The sequence below is a fragment of the Draconibacterium sp. IB214405 genome, assembly GCF_033963885.1.
GTDB lineage: Bacteria > Bacteroidota > Bacteroidia > Bacteroidales > Prolixibacteraceae > Draconibacterium.
On the sequence record NZ_JAXBMA010000002.1, the window covers coordinates 1 to 22,615 of the forward strand.

The window sequence follows — 22,615 nt, forward strand, 5'->3', positions numbered from 1 at the left end:
GCCGATGGTACTGCGTAAAAGTGGGAGAGTAGGTCGCTGCCAATTTTATTAAGCCCGTGTTCAGCAGAGCACGGGCTTTTTTATTGCAAAAAATTGCCAGTATCACCAAATATTATTAATTCTGTGCCGTTTTATTAATTGAATTGCAACCTGGCTAAATGAGTCTGAAAAACATCACTGCCGAATTACGAGAAAAGAGCTTTTATTATAGCCTACTGCTATTTGTTATAGTATTGCCTTTTTCCGAAGCTTTTGTTAGTATAGCTACGGTAATTCTGTTAGTTCAGGCACTATTACTTAATCCTCTTACAGCATTAAAAGAGTCGTTAAGGAACAATCGATCGGTATTTTATATTCTGGCAATATTTGGAATTTACCTTCTGGGAATGGTTCATACAAAAGATGTTGCACTGTCGATATACGAACTAAAAAAGGTGGCATTCTGGCTTGTAATTCCACTGGCCCTGGTACTATCACCAAAACTATCAGAAAAACGATTTTATAGCGTCTTAACAGCGTTTTGTGTTGCAGTAACTGTTGTATCTTTTATTGCCGCTATCCGCTTTATATTTAAGGCCACATTTAATATTACTGATTTCCGAGATATCTCACTAATCTCGCACATTAGGTATTCGTATCAGATAGCTCTAACCATATTTTGTTGTGTTTTTCTTATTCTTCAACGTGTAAAAAGGAATAGGTTTAGATTGTTGATCGGAACAATGGCGGTTTGGCTAGTTGTTTTTCTCTTCATACTGAAATCGATGACCGGAATTATTGCTTTTCTGGGTACAGTGGGTTTCTTTGGTTTGTACTACCTTTTTTCTGAAAAACGAAAAATCAACTATTTACTTGCTGTCCTGCTTGCTATTTTGGTGGTGCTCCCAATTACTTATACAAAATCAATTTGGGATGATTTTTATGCCATAGAAAAACTGGATCCTCAACATGTAGATAAGTATACAGAGTCTGGAAATCCATACACATTCAATTTTAACTCTCAGGAAAAGGAGAATGGCCATTGGGTGCAAAGTTACATTTGTACAGAAGAGTTAAGAACTGAATGGAATAAGTTGAGCGAGTGTAAATTTGATTCGTTAAATCAACATGGGTTTACTTACCGATCAACGTTGATACGTTATCTTACAAGCAGAGGACTGCGAAAAGACAGTGTTGGGGTTAGTAAATTAACGGATGCTGATATCAAAAATGTCGAACAGGGAATTGCCAACTATATTTATGCTGAAAAACGATTCTCATTATATCCGCGTATTTATGAAACAATATGGGAATACGACCGGTACAAAGCTTCAGGAAATCCAAACGGACAGTCGCTTTCGCAACGAATCGAGTTTGTAAAAGCATCGTTGGTACTTATTAAGGAGAATTTTTGGCTGGGCATTGGTACCGGAAACTGGAAAACCGAATATGCAGAGGCGTATAAGAAAATAGATTCTAAGCTGAAAGAAGAAAATCAACGATCGTCGCATAACCAGTACTTAAATTACATGGTGAAGTTTGGAATCGTAGGTTTTGTTTTTATCATGTGTTTTTTATTGATTCCGGTATTAAAGGAAGGTCATCGAAAAAATTTACTTTTCTGGTTACTCCTTGTTTTTATGGGAATCGCGAACTTCGGAGATGCCAATTTTGAAACACATATGGGCCTTTCATTCTTCTGTTTCTTTTACTGTTTGTTTTTATGGCATACGCCCGATGAAATTAAAAACTTCAACTTTAAACCGCAGAAATGAAAAAATTCAATATCTGTTTTATCGGGGCTGGAAATGTAGCAACCCACCTGGCGGTGGAATTGCAAAAGTGTGGTCACAATATTACACAGATTTATAGTAGAACCACAGAATCTGCAAAACAATTGGCTGATCGTTTAAATACAGATTATTCTACCTCAAACGAAACAGTTACAAAGGGCGCGGATATTTATATCGTTGCGCTAAAAGACGCGGTAGTTGAACAGGTTTTAAGTCAGCTAGAGTTTGACGATAAATTGCTGGTGCATTGTTCCGGAAGTTTACCGATGAATATTTTAAGCAAGTTTTCTAAAAACTACGGCGTATTTTATCCAATGCAAACATTCTCGAAAAGTAGGGAAGTTAACTTCAAAGTCATCCCGATTTTCGTTGAAGCAAACTCCAACCAAAATTTACAGATTTTGGAAGATATGGCGAATGAGGTTTCAGAGTCGGTAACTGTGTTGGACTCAGATAAACGAAAGAGCCTGCATATTGCTGCCGTGTTTGCCTGTAATTTTAGCAACCATTGTTATGCACTGGCAGCCAGGTACCTCGACAGTAAAGAGCTGCCGTTTGAAATTCTGCGACCATTAATTATGGAGACTGCAAGTAAGGTGCAGGAGCTACACCCGAAAGAGGCACAAACCGGTCCGGCAATTCGTTTCGATGAGAATATTATTAATGCCCATCTGAACGAATTAAAAGAAATGCCCGGCCTTCAGGAATTGTACAATTCAATTTCAAAGAGTATTTTTGAGCATCATCAGGAAAAAGAATAAGAATGTCGTTTTTTAAAGAAGAACTTACCCACGTAAAAGCTTTTGTATTTGATGTTGACGGTGTTTTATCGAAAGATGTTTCGCCGCTAAACGAAGATGGAGATCCGATACGAACTGCCAATGTAAAAGATGGTTTTGCCATAAGAAGTGCAATAAAAGCAGGTTATCCGATTGCGATTATTACAGGCGGATTTATTGAACGTGTTCGGTTGCGTTACGAAAAACTTGGTGTGGAGCACTTTTACGACAAAGCCAGGGATAAAGTAGCCTGTTTAAACGATTTTCTGGAAAAGGTAAACGTTACACCCGAAGATGTACTTTTTATGGGCGACGACCTGGTGGATTACCGGGTGATGCAGGAGGTAGGTTTGCCAACTTGCCCTAAAGACGCTGTAAGTGATATTAAAAATATCTCGAAATACATTTCGGATAAAAATGGGGGCGAAGGTTGTGTGCGCGATGTAATTGAGCAGGCTTTAAAAGCACAAAACAAATGGTTTACTCCCGAAATGCTAAATTCAAGAGCATTTTAAAATGAACTGGATACCCGAATATAACTTTATTCTAGCTTCAAAGTCCCCGCGCAGACAGGAGCTCCTAAAATCATTGGGAATTGATTTTCAAGTGAAAACCAAGGATGTTGATGAAAATTACCCTCCGGAAATTTCACCCAATGATATTCCTGGCTATCTGGCCGAAAAAAAAGCAAACGCTTTTAGCAATGAACTAAACAATAATGATTTGCTGATAACGGCTGATACAATTGTTGTTTTAAACGGGAATGTACTGGAAAAACCTGCCGATTACGACCATGCTTCTCAGATGTTAAGAGCATTAAGCGGAAAAGTTCACGAGGTAATAACAGGTGTTTGTCTTAGTTCTACTACAAAATCGGTCGTATTTTCATCCTCAACTCAAGTATGGTTTAAGGAACTCACTGATGCCGAAATTGATTATTATATCAACACTTTTAAACCCTACGATAAAGCCGGTGCATACGGTATTCAGGAGTGGGTAGGGGCAATTGGTATTTCGCATATCGAAGGTTCTTTCTACAATGTGATGGGATTGCCGCTTCAAAAATTATACGAGGAAATTCAAAAATTTTAAATTGACCACGCAAAAGGTTTCATTTTTTCGAATGTTTTAAAACAACCGTTTAAAACAATTTTAAGGGTTAACCTATCAACTGATAATTCGTAAATTGAATAGAAACTTAATTAAATTCAATAACATGAATTACAGGATAACAATACTCATCTGTATTTTTCTTGCCGGAATACTCTTTCCCGGATGTGATAAAAAGGACCAGGCTGTTGAAGTTGGATTTCTTGTTCATGCATTCGATAAAGAACGGTGGAAAAATGACCGCGACTATTTTGTAGAAAATGTCCGGGAACTTGGAGGGACCGTAAAAGTTATGGATGCCGAGAACGATGCCGATAAACAATTGGCTCAGGCAAAAGAACTGCTCGCCAACGGTGTTGACGTATTAGTGGTAATACCTGTTGATCAGTTTGCAGCTGGTGCAATTGTTGAAGCTGCACACGCTCAGGGGGTGAAAGTTATATCGTACGACCGCTTGATAAAGAATTGTAAACTCGACTTTTATGTTTCGACTGACAACGTGGAGATCGGTGCGTTACAAGCGACTTATTTAACCACCATAAAACCTGTCGGGAAATATGCATTAATAGGTGGAGCATTAAACGACAACAATAGTCAGTTGCTTTATCTTGGTCAGCGAAATGTGCTACAACCTTTGGTTGAAAGAGGCGACATTGAAATTGTGTACAACGAATTCACCGATGCATGGGACGAAGATGAAGGTTACCAACATGCTAAAACATTATTGAAAGAACACCCTGATGTTGATGCAATTATAGCAGGCAACGACGAGCTGGCAATGGGTGTTATAAGGGCGATTCGCGAAGCAGGAAAAGAGGATCAGATTCTGGTTGCCGGAATGGATGCCGACCTGCGTAATTTACGCGAAATTGTCGCCGGACACCAAACCTGTACGGTTTATAAACCATACGAAAAACTGGCAGCTACTGCCGCTGACGTGGCCGTAAAACTGGCTCGTGGTGAAAATGGAGAAAGAACATATCAGACAGTGAGCAACGGAGAACTTTTGGTACCTACTGTTTTCCATACGGGAATGATTGTTAACAAAGAAAATCTGGCGTTAACAGTTATTTCAGAAGGTTACCAACGGGAAGAGGAAGTTTATAAATAGTGTGAACGGAGGTTTTGTAAGGGATTCACGAAAGTGGATCCCTTTTTTTATGACCGCATTTTATGATTGAGTAATGTAAACCGCTAAAACCTTGAAGATTTGCCAATTATTTATACTTTTGCAGCGATTTATTTAGAACAGGTCTTAATAATTGAAAAAGCATAAAGTTACACAGGTCAGGCATTTAACCGATTCAACATTTGTAATTCGGTTCGAGCGAAATGGTATGGAGTTCCAAACCGGGCAGTTCGTTTTACTCGGGATAAAAGGAGCAGTAGATCGTCGCGAATACTCCATTTACAGTGGAGAACACGACGATTACCTTGAAGTGCTGGTGCGCGAAGTAGAGGGCGGAAAAGTATCATCGAAATTAAAAAAACTGAAAGCCGGTGATTTGGTTGACGTAGATGGTCCATTTGGATTTTTTAAGTTCGATCCGCAAAGTTTTCAGGTGCAGAAGTTTTTATTCATTGCAACCGGAACAGGAATCAGCCCGTTTCATGGTTTTGTAAAAACCCATCCGCAGCTCAATTACAAAATGGTGCATGGAGTACGCAAAGCCGAAGAAGCCTACGATCATGTTGATTTTAATAAAGAAAGGGTAACTTTGTGCGCTTCAGGTGAAAAGGGCGGCGACTTCCACGGAAGAGTAACCGAATTTTTAAAGACCGAAACGATTGATGAAAATACAAACTGTTTTCTTTGTGGAAACAGCGAAATGATTTACGAAGTGTTCGATATTTTGTCGGAAAAAGGAATCCCGACATCGAACATTTATACCGAAGTATACTTTTAATAAATATAGAATAGAGGCGGAACAGAAACTTCTAACTTCTGTCTTCCGACTTCTAACTTTTAGATATGAAATATCACGTAGTAACCTTAGGGTGTCAGATGAATATGTCGGATAGCGAGCGCGTTATCTCGGTACTTGAAGAAGCCGGATACCAGTGGACCGACAACGAGGAGGAGGCAGGAGTGATTGGTATTTTGGCGTGCTCGGTGCGTCAGAAGGCCATCGATAAAGTGTATTCACGCATTCACAAGTGGAATAAGTGGAAGAACAACAAAAACCTGGTTACGTTTATTTCGGGGTGTATTTTGCCCGATGATCACGAAAAGTTTCTGAAACTTTTTGATATCACTTTCCAGATGAAAGATTTGCCCGAGCTGCCTAAAATGATCAGCAGTTACGGCATTACAACGCCTACACACCTGAATGTGGGCATTGATCCGCATAACGAGAATATCGAAGATTTCTGGAATGTACAACCACATTACCAGTCAAATTTCGAGGCATTTATTCCAATCCAGAATGGTTGTGATAAATTCTGCACTTATTGTGCGGTTCCTTACACACGTGGTCGAGAAGTTTCGCGCCCGTCGAAAGATATTATTGCCGAAGTGGCACTTTTGGTAGCGCAAGGATATAAATCGATTACGTTACTCGGGCAGAACGTAAATTCCTACGGACTTGATAAAAAAGGAGAGGAATTGACTTTCCCGCAATTATTACGCGAAATTGGTGAAATGGGGAACCGTCTGAAAAAAGAATTCTGGCTGTACTTTACTTCGCCTCACCCGCGCGATATGACCGATGAAGTAATTGAGGTGATTGCTGAATATCCTGTTCTGGGAAAACAGATTCACCTGCCAATGCAAAGTGGCGACGATAAAGTGTTGATGCGTATGAACCGCAAGCACAACATGGAAAAGTATCGTCATATTGTGGAGACAATCCGAAGAATTATACCGGAAGCAACTTTGTTTACAGATGTGATCGTTGGATTCACAGGCGAAACCGACGAGCAGTTTGAAAACACCCGCAAAGCGTTCGACGAGTTTAAATTCAATATGTCGTACACCGCAATTTATTCGCCACGTCCGGGAGCAACCAGTCACCGTTGGGTGGATGATGTTCCGCTGGATGAGAAAAAGCGACGTCTGCATCAGCTTACCGAGGATTTGCGTAAGCACAATCTTCCATACAACGAAAGCCTGGTAGGAAAAACAAAACGAGTTTTGGTTCGTGGAGAGGATCGCAAAGAAGGTTTCCTTACATCGTATACCGAAGGCAAGTTAACCATTCGTTTTGCCTGCGCCGATAAATCGATGATCGGACAGTTTGCTGATATTAAGATCACTTCCGCTTCTGACTTCTCGCTCGAAGGCGAATTGGTGGAAGTTGCCGCTAGTTGTTAGAATAAAATACACACTATATTTTTTAAGATTCCATCTTGTAAAAGGTGGAATCTTTTTGTTTTCTGGTTCGTTTTGCTATTACACGAATAATAGCATTATTTAATTCTTGAGCTGGTGATCTGAAGATCGGCAGTTGCCCAAATGTCTGTAAGTTGTTTTTCAATCTCGGCCTCCTTAGCAGCATTCCCCAGTTTATTATACGCCAGTTTCATACCGTGTAGTGCCCATCCGTTTCGTGGTAAAACAGCGAGGTCTTCGCGGTAGGTATCAATAGCATCGCGATAATTTTGAGCTTCAATCTGAACTGCACCCAAATGATGGCGCACCGAAAAAAACCAATCAGGAGGCTCGTTGTAGTTTAATGCATCTTCTATTTTTATGGCTTCAGTGAGCAGTTCTATAGAGCGTGCATATTCTTTTTGAGTGGCAAAAATTTCGGCTTTTAACACGTTTCGTGCTATCTGAACCAGGTCGTAAGTTGAATTGATATCCCAAATGGTCAGTTCTTTTAAACTTTCATCTTTTGCAAAAGTTTCAAGTTTTTCAAGTTCCTTTTGCGCATTTTCAACATCCTTTTTACCCAGGAATGCCATTCCGCGCGCATAAGCGCGAACCGCAGCCGGGTAATTCAACGATGGTACTTCGTCGGGGTGCTCGAGTATTTTGTCCCACTTCCCACATTTTACATACACGTAGTAGGGAATGGTATAAAAATGCTGCAGAGTTCCCCAACCGGGTTCCTGCATTAATTGACGGCTGATTTGTTCTGCCATTTTTTCCGATGCCCGGATTCCCCAGTAACTGTTCCCTTCGAGTGTTGCGGTTGCTGCCAAAAAGTGATAGTTGTGTGGGTAATAGGCCAACGGGTAAACACCTTGAGCATGACAACTTGTGGTATACGAACTATCGGATGCAACGGCATTTATATTCGCCACGGTTCCTTTGTGATAGTGGCCGGTTCGGATGTAAATATGCGAAGGCATATGCACCAAATGGCCTGCTCCGGGCACCAGACCGTCGTCGTATAATCCTGCCGAATACAGACCTCTCTCAGGTGTTTTTGAGGCTTCAACCGCATGAATATAAAAATGATGGGCTCCCGGATGATTGGCATTCTCATCAATAACCTTTTCCAGTGTTTCTACAATTTCTGCAGTCCATAGTTTTAGTCTTCCGTCCGACTCATACAAATCCCAGGGATGCAAATTCATTAATGATTCTGCATACATAGTGCCGATATCCGGATCGTCGGGATACGTTTCATAAACCTCTCTCATAGCCTCAGAGTATGCCAGATCAAGGTCCATTCGGTTTCGCGGAACATCTTTTGTATAACGTTCCGACATGGCCTCAATTAGTGCGCGTTCTTTTGGTGTAACATGTTCTGCCAGCGCAAGTGCTTTTTGAATGGCATCGTAGGCCAGGGGATAGTAATTGCTTTCCATGTAACCTGCCGTATTGTAATTCGGCCCCAGCACATAAGCATAACCCCAGTAGGCCATGGCACAATCAGGATCGAGTTTGGCAGCATAAAAGAACGAGCGCGCGGCTTCGGCATGATTAAATCCATAAGACAATATCAAACCCTGATCGAAATATTTCTGAACCAGTTCGTTCTCAGTAGTTACCGGAAAAGAATAATCGCCCAGGTTATCGAATAAAGGTGCTTTTTTATCGGTGCTGTACCAGTCGTCATCGTTTGTGGCAGGCACTGCATTACAGGTTGTTGTGGTATAGCTTAATTGCTCTTTTTCCTTATTTTTCGTTTTGCATGCTGAAAAAACAAGGAATACCAAAGCAATAAACCAAATCATATAACTTTTCATGACTTTGTATTTTTCTGTTTTTGGGAATAAAAAGAATATGCTCGCCTGAATATTACGGTTTTATATTCTGATTTAACCTGAATAAGTTACCCGGATCATATTTCGCTTTAATCGACGATAAACGATCGTAGTTTTTACCGTAAGCTTCTTTTACCAGGTCGACGCCTTCTTCTCCCAAACCGGCAAAGTTTACATACAATCCACCGGGTGAAAAGGCTTTCATGTCAGCGAGGTATTCCCGGGCATAGGTTATTACTTCGTCTTTAGCACCTGCATCGGCCCAAATGGCATCAACACTAAACAGGAAATTCGATTGTCGGCCGGTAAATGCAGTGGCATCTTCGCTGATGCGGCTAACAGCACCACCAATGTGCCAGATTGCAATCAGTATCATTGGTTGTGGCGGATGCACCGCTTTTGGAATGAGTGCATTAATTGTTGGGCTGTCGAGTTTATTCAAATAGGTTGATTTGAAATAATAAAGTTGCTCACCTTTCGGGAAGAATGGATCAAACATTCCCTGTAACATTGTCCACGGAATTGGCGTGCTTAGGTCGACCAGAGGTGTACTAACTTCGCGCAAAGGTTGTAGTACTCTCTGTCCTTCTTCAATCGACCCGCAATGGACAGCAGAAAGGATGAGTACCCGTCGACCATGTACTTCTTGAGGGAAATCGGGAACAGGAGGGATAGTCCAGAACATGGCAGTTGAGGAAACTTCGTCGGGCGATTCATCAACAAAAGCTGTCCAAACGGGAAGTATTTTATCGGCTTCTTCTGCAGGGTAAAATGGCGCACAGAGTGTTACCATTGGTCCAACAGGATACATTTTATATTCAAAAGAAGTAACTACTCCAAAATTACCACCTCCGCCACGTACGGCCCAAAACAGATCGGAATTATCTTTTTCGCAGGCGGTTAAAAATTTACCGTCGGGTGTAACGATATCAACCGAAACAAGGTTGTCGATGCTTAAACCGTATTTTTTACGCAGCCATCCGAATCCGCCACCAAGGGTTAATCCGGCAATACCTGTTGTTGATACTACACCCCCAGGCACTGCCATTCCGAGTACCTGTGTTTCGCGGTCGAGATCACCTAGTGTTGCTCCACCCTGGGCATAAACGGTTCCTTTTTCAGCATTCAAACGAATACCTTTCATTTGCGAAAGATCGATCATCAAACCGCCATCGTTCGACGCGCTTCCGGCCACGTTATGTCCGCCACCTCGTATTGAAACCAATACATCGTTTTCGCGTGCAAAATTTACAGACGCTACCACATCGGCCACTCCCGAACATTGTGCTATCAATGCCGGTTTTTTGTCGTGCATACCGTTCCAGATCTGTCGAACTTCGTCGTAATTGTCATCAGAAGCGCTTATTAAAACTCCACCCAATTTTGCAGCAAAATCATTTACTAATTCTTGATCGATACTCGATTTCTCACCAGATTTTAAAATAATCTCCATGTCTATATATTTTTGGTTAATAATAAAAGCATGCCTGTACATACATCAACACCGTTAAACATTGCTGCACAGCAATGCCAACTGGTTGATAATAGAATCTGGTATATCGTTGCTTAATTGAGTGGAGGTAAGCGCACGCAGGAGGGGCGAGTTGTTATCTTACACCTCGATTTGCGATGGAAGAATTCCGTATTTTTCGTGAAAACATTTAGCGAAATACGATGGGTTGCTGATGCCAACATCCAACGCTATTTCGGTGATATTTCTTTTTCGTTGTTTCATTAACGAGAGTGCTTTGCTCATTCGCAAATCGCGAATAAAACCGTTTGGAGAAGTGCCTGTCAGGTGACGTATTTTCCGGTACAAATGTGGCCGGCTTACACCAATCTCGCGACTCAGGCTTTCTACATTAAACGTTTCGTTTGGGTACTGACCATCAACAATATTAAACAACCTGGTAAGAAAAGCTTCTTCGGCTTCGTTAATCACTTTTACTGTTTTTTTCTCGATTTCCTGATCGCAGAATACGCTCAGTTTACCAATAAGCACCGAAGAGATTATTTCGCCGTCGTCGGCAATTTTGCAAAAACGATTGCTTTGTTGCAAGGCCCGGTCGAAAATTCCGTTTCCATGATCGGTAACCGGTTGCCCAACACTTATTCCCATTTTAAAGCGGATGTTCCAACCGTTGTCACGTAGTTCGGCAATGTGTTGTTTGAATGTTTCTTTTATACCAATGGCACACTGTACAGCACTTTCGGGTGTATAAAACGTAGCAATTAAACTGTCGTTTTGTAATTGCTGTAATATTCTTCCCTGGTATTTATGAATAAAATCGTTGGCCACCTGTCGTGGTTTTTCCGGAAATTTTAATCGTTCAAAATCGATACCTTTTTTAAGGGTGGTCAGGGAAATAATATCAAGGGTGAGAATAAAACGATAACCGGTATCGGCCTGGCTGGCATTTTTCATTACTATTCCATGGTCGAGTGCCTGGTCGTAGGCCATAAAAGCCGAATACATGCCACCGTCTACTTCAACCAAATTACATGCTTTAATATCGTTGGCCTCTTTATGAACTGCTCGACAAGCTTCCTTACTCGGGCCTTCCATCAGGCAAAACACCATACCATCTTTTTCATTTACCCAAAACTGATGATACTTTACGTCGTATTTCGACTGTACTGCAAGGTCTTTGAGGTGGGCTTTTTTTGCTTCTTCGAGCGTGATACCGGGGGCGTGATGATAATCCATAAAAAGAGGCATGGTGGCTTTATTTTTAATGGTTATAAATAGTGAACGTGTCGGAATAAGAATTTGTTCATCAGACAGATATAAAACTTTTAATAATGCTAATCCTGCGATGTTTATTGAGCCTGCATGGCGGCAACTTTCTTTTCGAAATGATCAACCAAATGCTGAATGCCTTCTTCCGGGCCAAAACTTACCAGCAACAGATCTTCGAGCACACCGCCTGTATGACCGGGTTTCATATAAAATGCTTCGCCGGCACTGAATATTTCCGAAGAGCCATCTTCGTAGTCCATACGAATAGCGCCTTTTACAACATATCCCCAGTGAGGAACCTGGCAATGGTCATTTTCCAGTCCTTCGAGTAAAGGCGTAAAATCAGTTCCGGCAGGTGCGTTATTAATGTCTACACACATTCCTCCCCAGCCTTCAATCATGGGGAATACTTTGTCTTTTGGGAAATCGTTCAGGTTAACATGTGTTTTTTCAGGTGCTTTATTGGCATCTACCACAAATTTTCCTTCGGCGTAAGTATCTACTCCAAGCAGGTTAATATTCAAAATTTTCCAGTCGTTATTTACCTTTTTTAATACATAAGCCCGTCGGTCTTTAACGTTTTTATCGTCGTCGTATTGCGAGATATTTGCCCAGGCCATATCGCCATCTACCAGTATGTTGTGGTATTCAAAATCTTCCGGATTTTCAACCGTTCTTATGTCGTTTTCAATTTTCCAGTCCATGTGCTCAGCCATGCTCTTTCTAATTAAATCCCAGCCCTGCATAGCGAAATGGCTATCCATGCCGGCATACATAAAAAGTGCCTGCTCGTCTTTTACCCAGTTTTTTGCATAGGCTTCAAAATCGTTGTCGCAAAAGGTTTTTCGTTCGTTTTCCAATAATTTGATTATTGCTTTGCTTTCGTTCTTACTTCCTGCATTTATAAATAACAACCCCAGTACTACAACCAAGGCTCCAAGTCCTCCAAAACTGATTACTTTCTTTTTCATAATTCAATGATTTTTAGTTAATAATGATTGTACCACAAGAATTCGAGTTGTAACGTTGAATACAAAATTACGGCGTGCCAACTATGTCAGTCGAACACAAATGAATCATTAAATGCAACATTTGTATCATTGCGATTTTTGTGAGAGTAGAATCGGATTTTTTATACCGCAGACAAGCAGTTTGAAACTATAGTTTCACTTTTGAGCAGGAAAAAATACGCACGTTTTTTGGAATATTTACAAACCTATTTTGAGCAATATCGTTTGAAATATTATTTATCGGGCTTGTTTTTCATTCTTTAAAACAGCATTGCGAGGTGAACTTTGTTTTTAAAAATTAGTATTTTGGGAATTAATTAAACCAAGGGAAATATGGACAGACCTGACAAAACTCCCTCTAAACTCAACTTACTGGTGCAAAAAATTTTTAAAAATCCGGTAAGTGATTCCGACAAACCTTTGGACAGTAAATTTGAGAATGAAATCAGAGCGATTGGTTCTAAATTTTACAGTTTATCGGGCTACGACCTTCTAAATGCGATCTGTACACTGTTCGTTAAGTTAATGGATGTTGATTTTGTTTACATTTCAGAATACGACAAAACCTCGCAAAAAATTGAAGTTAAAGCCGGAATTGAAAACGGTAATCCGGTTGAATCGGCAGTTTACGACATTCAGAAAAGTCCTATAAAAGATACGATTCAAAAGAATTTTATTTGTTATCCTTCGAAACTTATCGATAAATTTCCCGATGACGAATTCGTCAAAAAATATAATTTGCAGGGATTTGCCGGTGTGCCGCTTTTTAATAAAAACAAGGAAATTGTAGGAGTGTTTGCTGCATACAGTAAAGAAAAAATAACGAATCAAGATTGGTTAGAATCGTTTTTTAAGCTGTTTTCAGGACGGGTAGCAACTGAATTAAACCTCTTGATTAAGGAGGAACTGTTAAATGCCAGCGAGAAGAAGTACAAAACCCTTTACGAAACCGCCAACGATGCCATTACTTTACTTAAAGGCAGCACTTTTGTTGAGTGTAATCCGGTAACGCTCGAAATTTTTGGCTGCAAGCATATCGACGAATTTATTGGGAAAACGGTAATGGATTTTTCTCCTGAAAAACAGCCCGACGGAAGCTTTTCGAAAGATAAGGCCCTGCACTATATTAATAAAACGATAAATGGGAAACCGCAACGATTTTATTGGCAACATTGCCGAAAAGATAAATCGATATTCCATGCCGAAGTTACCTTGAATCCCCTGCAAATTGAAAACGAAGTACATTTTCAGGCCATCGTCAGGGATATAAGCGAACAAAAAAAGGTTGAGGACAGCTTAAAGGGCTCGGAAGAACGTTTTAAGATTATTTTTGAATATGCACCTGATGCGATTTACCTGAATGATTTATCCGGAAAGTTTATCTACGGCAACCGGGCATCTGAAGAGTTAACAGGGATGCTCCGCGAGGAAATGATTGGAACAAATCCGTTTGAAGGCTTGCTAAATTCGAGAGATTTCCCGAAGGCCATTGAGGCACTCGAACAAAATGCAAAGGGATTAAAGTCGGGGCCCAACGAGTACCGTATTAATACGCCGCAAGGTGAAAAAATTCTTGAAGTCAGCGGATTTCCGGTTGAAATTGATAACGAGTTGGTAGTTCTTGGAGTAGCCCGCGACATTACCAAACGAAAGAATATTGAAAAAGAATTACGCGAACGTGAAAGTTTTATCCGTTCGATAGTTGAAACATCGAAAGACTGGATTTGGGCGATCGACGAAGAGGGGGTGCATACCTATTCGAACAATGCTGTTTTGGAAATACTTGGCTACGCCGATACCGAAATTGTTGGTCAGCAAAGTGCGCTGCTTATTCATGAAGATGACAGAAGTAAAGTAGAGAAATTGTTGAAAGAATGTATTGCCGGGAAAAAAGGCTGGCAAAATGTGGTACTTCGGTGGCAGCATAAAAACGGCAGCTGGAAATACCTCGATAGTAATTCGGTGCCCATTTTAAATGATAAAAAGAAGATTGTAGGATTTCGTGGCGTCGACAGGGATATTACGCAACGAATTCAGTTCGAAAATGAATTGATTAAAGCAAAAGACATCGCCGAAAAGAATGAAGAACGTTTACTCGAATCGCAACGTGTGGCCAAACTGGGGCATTACAGCCTTGATTTGAATACCGGACAGTTTTTGATTTCACCGGAGATAACCCGGATTTTTGGGATCGATGATTCGATTGAGTATAATGTGGAAAACTGGTTATCGCTGATCCATCCCGACGACAGAGAGGAACAGAAACGATATCTTGAAAAGAATATTTTGATAAACAAGAGTCCGCAAGCGATGGAATACCGATTAATCAATGGCCAAAATGGTAATATTGTTTGGGTGCACGTTGAAGGAGAATTACGGTCAGATGACAACAATAAACCGCTTGAGTTATTTGGTACCGTTCAGGATATCTCCAGCCAGAAATTAATCGATTCGGAACTGATTTTAGCCAAAGAAAAGGCGGAACAAAGCGATAAGTTGAAAACGGCATTTTTGTTAAATGTGTCGCACGAAATACGTACTCCGATGAATGGAATTATGGGTTTTCTTGATTTTCTGAGAGAACCAGATTTAAGTGACGTTGAAAAATCAGGCTACCTCGAAATTATCAACAAAAGTGGAGAGCGGCTGATGAATACCATTAATGATATTGTGGAGATTTCGAAAATTGAAACCGGCGATATTAATTTGATAATTCAGAAAATAGACCTCACCGAAGTTATGCAATACCACTATAATTTCTTCCGTTTGCCGGCAAAAGAAAAAGGTGTTGAACTGGTTATGAAAGAACAGGTTTCGGGTAGCCGGGCCATTGTAAAAACAGATAAACACAGGCTCGACGGTATTTTGATGAACCTGATTAAAAATGCGATTAAATTCACCGACGAAGGTAAAATCGAACTGGGGAACTACATCGAAAATGATAAGCTCTATTTTTATGTGTCGGATACCGGGATTGGTATTCCTAAAGATAAATACGATGCTGTATTCGAACGTTTTGTTCAGGTTGATACCGATTTAAATCGCGGTTACGAAGGATCAGGAATTGGTCTGTCGATTGCAAAAGGCCATGTGGAAGCACTTAACGGAACGATTCAGGTAAAATCGGAGCCGGGAAAAGGAAGCACTTTTATTTTTTCCATCGAATATAGTCCTGAAAAACCGCTAGTCGCTCCAAAAAAAGAGGAGGACAGTGCAGAACAAAATTCAGGGGACGCGACAATTCTGGTTGCCGAAGACGATAAAATCAATTATATGTTGCTCGAACGAATGCTTTCGAAAAATTATAAACTGATACATGCTGTAAATGGGGAAGAGGCGATTCGTTTATTTTTTGAAAATCCAAGCGTCAACCTGATTCTGATGGATATTAAAATGCCCGGGGAATTCGACGGACTGGAGGCTACGCGCTTAATTCGAATGAAAAACACAGCCGTACCGATTATAGCGCAAACGGCCTACGCGCACAGTTCGGATAAAATTAGAGCAATTGATTCGGGTTGTAACGATTACATTACCAAACCATTTAACGCCGAACAATTAAAATCGATGATTAAGAAATATTTGGTGAGTGCTACGGAATAATAGGAAAAAGGAGAAGCACGTTGTTTTACCCCCCCGTCAGCGAAAGAATATTTTCAACTCCTGGCAGTATTTGATGTCGCTGCCACCCCTCCTGGGAGGAGGGGAAACGTTCGTGGTAGGTTCATTTTCAATAACATGAATTGGAGAGTTATAGTTTCTCCTCCTCGCAGGAGGAGTGGGCTTTTTTAATTCGTTATTGACGGATTTAAAAAGGTCGAGGTGGTGCTTAGATTGCTTCTTTGGCAGCTCGTAACTAACAACTCGCCACTCTTATCTTCCAACTAATCCTTCATCATCAATAATTAATCTTTCCTAACCGTGTAACCGACAGCTTTTTCGTGCGTCTTTAAAATATCCGGCTCATTCAACCCGGAAAACTAAAGCTATTGAAACATGATTAAAAACTTGCTGAAACACAGCCTGCGGGCTTTGAAAAAACAGAAAGGATATGTTGCCATCAACATATTTGGTTTGGCCATTGGAATTGCCTGCACCATTCTGATTACACTTTTTATTATCCACGAATTAAGTTACGACAAGTATAACCTGTACAAAGACCGGATTTACCGGGTAACTTTAGATGGGAAACTGGGAGAACAGGAAATACTGGCCTCGTCTACAACGGCGATACTTGGACCGACGATGGTGGCTGATTTTCCTGAAGTGGAAAAATTTTGCCGCCTGAATACCTGGGGCGAAACCATTATTAAAAAGGGGGACATTGCTTTTGTGATCGATGATTTTTCAGAAGTGGATTCAAGCTTTTTTGAGATCTTTTCCATACCTCTTTTAAAAGGCGACAGCAAAACCGTTTTGAACGAACCGAATACCATGGTTTTATCGGAGTCGACAGCAAAAAAGATATTTGGGAACGAAGATCCCATTAATAAACTGTTGCGTGTAAATACCGGGCAGGAACCTTACCGGATAACCGGTGTAATGGCCGACTTTCCTGAAGAAACACATTTTAACGCCAACATTCTTACGTCGTTTATGACCAACAGACGGTCGAGCGATCCGGAGTGGCTGAACAACAGTTTTTCTACTTATGTATTGCTAAAACCAAATACTTCGGCCGAGACAGTGGAAGCCAAGTTTCCCGGGATGGTTGAAAAATATGTTGGTCCGCGGGTACAGGAAATGATGGGTATTGTGTTGGAAGATTTTCTTTCGCAGGGCAACCGTTACAATTTTCACATGCAGCCGCTAACACAAATACATCTCAACCCGGAAGTGGAGCACGAAGTTAAACCTGCTACCGATCCGAAATACCTGATCATTTTTGGCAGTGTAGCCATTCTCATCATTGTAATTGCCTCCATTAATTTTATGAACCTGTCGACTGCGCAGGCCACAAAACGCGCCAAAGAAATTGGGGTTAAAAAGGTGAGTGGTTCGTCAAAAGGAATGCTTATTCTGCAGTTCCTAACCGATTCTACGCTTATTTCATTTATCGCATTGATACTGGCCGTGGTGATCGTGTTTGTATCCCTGCCGTTCTTTAACGACGTTTTCGATACACAGGTGCGGTTTAACCTTGTAGAACATTTCTTCTACATTCCCTTACTGCTCGTTTTTGCGCTGTTTGTGGGTTTTGTCGCAGGTGCTTATCCGGCCTTTTATCTCTCGTCGTTTAACCCGAACACAGTGTTGCGCGGAAAACTCCGCGACGGGGCTAAAAACGGAAAACTCCGCCGTATTCTGGTGTCGGTGCAGTTTCTTATTTCCATTGTGCTGATTGTCGGTACCATTATTATGTACCGCCAGTTAACCTACATGGTGAATAAAGATGTTGGTTTTGAGAAAGAACGTTTAATGGTGATCGAAAGTGCCGGTTCTATTGGCGACCAGGTAAAAGCATTTAAACAGGAAATTCTAAAAATACCGGGTGTTGAGTTAGTTTCTGCATCGACAGCTGTTCCGGGGCGTAACAACAACAATAATGGTTATATGCTGGAAGGCCACGACGGACAAACATACCTGATGCAAACTGCCTATGTGGATTACGATTTCCTGGAAACCTACAACATGCAACTCAGCGACGGCCGTTTTTTCAATCGTGAATTTGGTGCCGACCGCGAAGCTTGTGTGGTAAACCGAAAAACCCTTGAAGAATTCGCCATCGACGATTATACACAAACCCGTTTTATCGTTGTATTTACCGACGAGGGCGATAAAAAGTTTATGCCAATTATTGGCGTGTGTAACGATTTCCATTTTAAATCGCTGCACAGCCGGATCAACCCGTATGTAATGCGGTTTAAGGAAGACGACAACAACTGGGGCTATATTTCGGTGAAATTTAACACCGATGCATCGGCCGCGGCCATTAACCAGATTGAAGAAAGCTGGAAACGTTTTGCTGCCAACAACCCGCTGCGCTACTTTTTTATGGACGACGATTTTTCGCACATGTATAAAGCCGAGCGGCAAAATGCTAAATTATCGGTGGTATTTGCCATTCTGGGTATTTTTATTGCGGCACTCGGACTGTTCGGACTTACCTCGTTTACGGTTGAGCAACGCACCAAGGAAGTGGGCGTGCGCAAAGCACTGGGCGCTTCCGGAGGCAGTATTTTTTACCTGATATCGAAAGAGATCGTTATCCTGGTTTGTGTGGCAACACTTGTGGCCAGTCCGCTGATTTATCTGGTGGCTACCAACTGGCTACACAATTATTACTACCGCATCCAGCTTGGCGCGCTCGAATTTATTGTTGGTTTTATTGCGGCCATTTCCATAGCACTGCTCACCATCAGTTATAAAACGCTGCAAACATTGCGGATTAATCCGGCGCATACGTTGAGATATGAGTAGCGGAGGTGCCGCAGATTGAAGGGAGATTGATGGAGATTGAATGAGATTGCTTCGGTCGTTCCTCTCACGCAATGACTTTTTATCAACTAATCCCGTAGGGATTCGATTTTGGTAACCCCGGATGAACGATCCGTCGGCAGACGGAGCGGGAAATCCGGGGGTAAAAGGAAAACGAAAAAAAGGCGCATCAGTACAAGCAGATCAGGGCAGGGGAGCTCTATGCGCCGCAATTAGCAAGGTTAAAATCAGCACCTCGTCAGCGAAAACAAGTTGATTATCCATCATAAAATTTCGTATCGCTGCCACCCTATGTACCGGCAAGCAGGCTATAGCAAAAGGAGGACACGTTTCGAAGTGGCTGACTCGTTGGACTTGCAACCAAAAAAGGCTTAACGCAATTGTTAAGCCTTTTATATTGAAGTGTAGTAATCAGGTGTTTATCTTTTGCCTTTCATCATCGTTATCGTTCCTTCCCAGTAATGGTGCGAATTGTTGTCTTCCGTACTGTTGTAATCATCCGACCATCCGCCGCCTGTGGCACCTTCAAATCGTCCGGTTCCACCTAATATTTCAAACGGATCTCTCCAGTAATTCACCACATAATCCGGGTGATCTTCCAGTGGTGGCGTAACTACAGCTCCTTCTACAGAGATAAACAGGGAGTCTCCGTTGTCGGCAACAATGTAGGCGTATGTATCGCCGTAAAAAATAGAATCTCCACCGGCTGATGCGCCAAGAATACAAAAATCGAAATGAACAGTGGAAACGCCCACATGTGTTCCTTCACCCACTCCGTCAACAATAACATTCACCGGACATTTGTCGCCGTTGGGCATGTAAGTTCCCAGGTAATGTGCTTTAAATGGCACGGTAACCATTTTTACATCTCCATCTTTGTCGGAGCCGTACTTACCACTTTTCAGGTCGTTTGTAACATCTTCATTGAAATCTGCACAAGCAAAACACAGGCTCATGCAAAAAACCAGACACAGAAATTTTCTGAAATTTTTCATAATTGGTAATTTTTGGTTAATAAAAAAATCTGGTTTTCCCACAACTGAAATGGACGTAACTCTTACTACGGATAATACCGAAAAAAAGTTATCCTATTTGTTTAGTAGGAAGAGTGTTTTGCTATGGAGTGCAGGAGAAGCAATCTAATCCTCCGACCGCCTGCAGCGGCCACCTCCTTTTAAAAAGGAGGACGCGTTTTTAAGTAACAGACTCGTCCTACCTGCCTACCGGCAGTAAGACTTGGCAAATGGGGATTGATTTGTTATAACCACCCCGTCAGCGAAAGGATTTTTTTTATTCATGGCAGTGTTTAATGTCGCTGCCACCCCTCCTGTGAGGAGGGGAAATTATCAAGGCAAAGATTTCTCCTCCTTTGAGGAGGAGTACCGCTGATGCAGTGTAACGAAATCAGTGGGGAGGAGGTGTTGGTTTACTTCTCCGATTTTACCACCCCTCTGCTACCGCGCGAATCCTACCGCGTGGTTAACCGACTGCAACGCTGGCACGGTTCTGTAATTCACAACCCAAATGAAATACCAATAAATAAAAAATGGAAAATCACGACTACCCCGGAGTATTTGTAAGAGTAAAAGCGGTAATTACCGACTCGGTGTTGCTACTTATTTTTATGCTTGGTGTTGTTTCTTTGTTCGATCTTTTCGAAAACGTTCCCGATTTTGCACGGATCGCTGCATTTGTATTTATTTTCCTGCTTTACGACCCGCTATTTACCAGCATCTTTGGGGGCACAATTGGGCACTTTTTGTTCGGAATCCGGGTAAAACGGGCCAACAATCCGGAGAAGAATATACTTTTCCCACTGGCATTAATCCGCTACCTTATAAAAGCTTTGCTGGGCTGGCTTTCTCTAATCACAGTCAGTGGAAATAAAAAGGGAAAAGCCATCCACGATATTGTGGTACTATCAATTGTTATTTATAAAAATTCTGTTGGTGCGATAAACTAATCGTCCATGGCCGCTTTTGTTTTGTGCGAACAATATTTACTTTTATAACCCGTATATTTACAGAGAAAACAAACTTTTCCGGTCATGAAAAATTCCAAACTGTTGCTTCTCCTGCTATTTTTACTTCCGCTTGGTGCCTGCATTTTTGATAACGACGATATTGACGAGAAAACATATTTGTTTATCGAACGCTACACCGATGTTGATGGCGTGTTGGTTTCCGGCCCGGAACCACCAAGTTTACAAATCGATTTCCCGACCTATCGTTACGATGAGGACTTGAAAACGCTGAACGGAATTATCGATTTCGAAATTAATGATGAGCTAAAATTTATTTACGGCGGAGGAACCTGTTTAACGGGTACAGCCGGCGGCGGATGTGCCAGCGGACTAACCGGCGTTTACGCGGTACCTTTTGAGCACGAATCGTTTGAATTGCTGAAAATTGAAGAGGACGGTACAATCCGTTTTATATACGACGACGATGTTTTCAGTTTAGGGGTAAACGAAAAACACGTGGTAGTTACTTCTTACATGGATACCACCGATGTGGATGGAACGAACAGCATTTCGGAAATTACCAGTACACATACCATCTCTAATTTTGGTTTTATCAATAAGGAAGATATTATTCTTTGGGAATGGTAAATCATCTTCGGAAGGAGAAAAGAAAAAGGCCATCCCGAAAACATGTTCCGAAACGGCCTTTGTTGTAAAAACCTCATGTTGTAATCTGTGTGCTATTATTTGGTTGCAAATAGTGCGGAAAGTTGTTCGTACGAACCTACATTTTTAATGTCCTGAGCCAACCTTTCTTCCAGAATTTCTGGATTTCCACCCAGTTTTTGAATCCGGTCGACATAAGCTTGTGCTTCATTTTTATTACCAAGATCCATTTCGCAAAGGGCCAACATGTATAATGTTCCCTGGTCGTATGGCTTGTAGCGTATTGCCGTTTCGAAACTTCTTTTAGCTTTTCGTGTTTTCTGGTCGAAGAATAACTTTTCGGCTCCATTGGTGAAATGGTCTTCTGCAATTTCAGTAAAATCGCGTTTTTCGGCAGCCGATTCTGTCATCCCCAGTTTTACCTGGATAGCCAATTCTTTTTCCATAGCAACCGGTACACCGTTGTTTTTACCGGGTATCCACATCCGGTCGGTTTCTTCCAGAATTGCTGTGATCATGTCATCAACTTCAGGTGAAACACTGTTAACGATTGTAATGTCCGAGACTCTGCCTTCCGGATCAATGACAAACTGAACCACTTCGGTACCTTCACTAACACGTGTTAATTCGCCGTTCGATTGAAAGTTTTGACTAATGTAGGCCTTCAATGAGCTGTCATCGTTGGCCTGGGTGTACTTAACTGCAGTAAATTTTGGAGGTGTTACTTCCACATCGATCACATACGGAGGAACATTGTCTTGTGCATGTGCAAAAATAGCTACGAGCATACAAACGAATAATAATCTAATTGTTTTCATGACTTTGAGTTTTAAAAGTTTTCAAGTGTTAAAAATTCTCTCTTTCTAATTGTTTTCTGTTGTAATTGTTTCTGTTGTTTCTATCTATTAATTTCCATTGTTTTCTTTTCTGCAAAAAGCATTTCACCCAGTTATTTGGGAAGTACATATGTATTGAACTAT

General features: G+C 41.3%; 17 protein-coding genes. 11 read left to right on the forward strand and 6 right to left on the reverse strand.

Annotation, left to right across the window (positions count from 1 at the left end; genetic code table 11):
* The first annotated feature begins 158 nt into the window (after positions 1-158).
* From SLH46_RS06560 to miaB, 7 genes are all read left to right on the forward strand, one after another.
* Positions 159-1,754 (forward strand): O-antigen ligase family protein, encoded by a 1,596-nt coding sequence (locus SLH46_RS06560; protein WP_320280366.1) that lies wholly within the window; start codon positions 159-161, stop codon positions 1,752-1,754.
* A complete protein-coding gene (locus SLH46_RS06565; protein ID WP_320280367.1) occupies positions 1,751-2,533 on the forward strand; it encodes a Rossmann-like and DUF2520 domain-containing protein in 783 nt (260 codons plus the stop codon). The genes SLH46_RS06560 and SLH46_RS06565 overlap by 4 nt, the downstream gene beginning before the upstream one ends.
* 2 nt (positions 2,534-2,535) lie before the next feature.
* Complete coding sequence (locus SLH46_RS06570; RefSeq protein WP_320280368.1) at positions 2,536-3,066, forward strand: KdsC family phosphatase; 531 nt, start codon at positions 2,536-2,538, stop codon at positions 3,064-3,066.
* A gap of 1 nt (position 3,067) precedes the next feature.
* Positions 3,068-3,643, forward strand: coding sequence for a Maf-like protein (locus tag SLH46_RS06575; RefSeq protein WP_320280369.1), 576 nt, complete (start codon positions 3,068-3,070; stop codon positions 3,641-3,643).
* A gap of 124 nt (positions 3,644-3,767) precedes the next feature.
* Positions 3,768-4,772 carry a sugar ABC transporter substrate-binding protein gene (locus SLH46_RS06580; RefSeq protein WP_320280370.1) on the forward strand — a complete coding sequence of 335 codons (1,005 nt, stop codon included), beginning with the start codon at positions 3,768-3,770 and terminating at the stop codon, positions 4,770-4,772.
* Between the two features lie 151 nt (positions 4,773-4,923).
* A complete protein-coding gene (locus SLH46_RS06585) occupies positions 4,924-5,568 on the forward strand; it encodes a ferredoxin--NADP reductase (RefSeq protein ID WP_320280371.1) in 645 nt (214 codons plus the stop codon).
* A 65-nt stretch (positions 5,569-5,633) separates the two neighbouring features.
* Positions 5,634-6,974, forward strand: a complete 1,341-nt coding sequence (gene miaB / locus SLH46_RS06590) for a tRNA (N6-isopentenyl adenosine(37)-C2)-methylthiotransferase MiaB (RefSeq protein ID WP_320280372.1) — start codon at positions 5,634-5,636, stop codon at positions 6,972-6,974.
* Positions 6,975-7,069: 95 nt separating this feature from the next.
* On the opposite strand, the gene SLH46_RS06595 is transcribed toward miaB, so the two are convergent.
* From SLH46_RS06595 to SLH46_RS06610, 4 genes are all read right to left on the reverse strand, one after another.
* The gene (locus SLH46_RS06595; RefSeq protein ID WP_320280373.1) at positions 7,070-8,800 is read right to left on the reverse strand and encodes a hypothetical protein; all 1,731 of its coding nucleotides are present in this window, start codon (positions 8,798-8,800) and stop codon (positions 7,070-7,072) included.
* Between the two features lie 52 nt (positions 8,801-8,852).
* A complete protein-coding gene (locus SLH46_RS06600) occupies positions 8,853-10,271 on the reverse strand; it encodes an FAD-binding oxidoreductase (protein WP_320280374.1) in 1,419 nt (472 codons plus the stop codon).
* Positions 10,272-10,430: 159 nt separating this feature from the next.
* Positions 10,431-11,537 carry a nickel-binding protein gene (locus SLH46_RS06605; protein ID WP_320280375.1) on the reverse strand — a complete coding sequence of 369 codons (1,107 nt, stop codon included), beginning with the start codon at positions 11,535-11,537 and terminating at the stop codon, positions 10,431-10,433.
* Between the two features lie 101 nt (positions 11,538-11,638).
* Complete coding sequence (locus tag SLH46_RS06610; protein WP_320280376.1) at positions 11,639-12,529, reverse strand: hypothetical protein; 891 nt, start codon at positions 12,527-12,529, stop codon at positions 11,639-11,641.
* Positions 12,530-12,901: 372 nt separating this feature from the next.
* Here SLH46_RS06610 and SLH46_RS06615 point away from each other — a divergent pair, with 372 nt between their 5' ends.
* Entirely contained in the window at positions 12,902-16,171 is a 3,270-nt protein-coding gene (locus tag SLH46_RS06615; protein WP_320280377.1) for a PAS domain S-box protein, read from the forward strand.
* 393 nt (positions 16,172-16,564) lie between these two features.
* The gene (locus SLH46_RS06620) at positions 16,565-18,988 is read left to right on the forward strand and encodes an ABC transporter permease (protein ID WP_320280378.1); all 2,424 of its coding nucleotides are present in this window, start codon (positions 16,565-16,567) and stop codon (positions 18,986-18,988) included.
* A 437-nt stretch (positions 18,989-19,425) separates the two neighbouring features.
* On the opposite strand, the gene SLH46_RS06625 is transcribed toward SLH46_RS06620, so the two are convergent.
* The gene (locus SLH46_RS06625; protein WP_320280379.1) at positions 19,426-20,001 is read right to left on the reverse strand and encodes a hypothetical protein; all 576 of its coding nucleotides are present in this window, start codon (positions 19,999-20,001) and stop codon (positions 19,426-19,428) included.
* Positions 20,002-20,552: 551 nt separating this feature from the next.
* Between SLH46_RS06625 and SLH46_RS06630 the strand changes: the two genes are divergently transcribed.
* Complete coding sequence (locus SLH46_RS06630; protein ID WP_320280380.1) at positions 20,553-20,969, forward strand: RDD family protein; 417 nt, start codon at positions 20,553-20,555, stop codon at positions 20,967-20,969.
* An 84-nt stretch (positions 20,970-21,053) separates the two neighbouring features.
* Positions 21,054-21,617: a hypothetical protein gene (locus SLH46_RS06635; RefSeq protein ID WP_320280381.1), complete on the forward strand. Its 564-nt coding sequence runs from the start codon at positions 21,054-21,056 to the stop codon at positions 21,615-21,617.
* A 95-nt stretch (positions 21,618-21,712) separates the two neighbouring features.
* Here the strand turns inward: SLH46_RS06635 and SLH46_RS06640 are convergent, their stop codons facing one another.
* Complete coding sequence (locus SLH46_RS06640) at positions 21,713-22,453, reverse strand: energy transducer TonB (RefSeq protein WP_320280382.1); 741 nt, start codon at positions 22,451-22,453, stop codon at positions 21,713-21,715.
* Between the last annotated feature and the right edge of the window lie 162 nt (positions 22,454-22,615).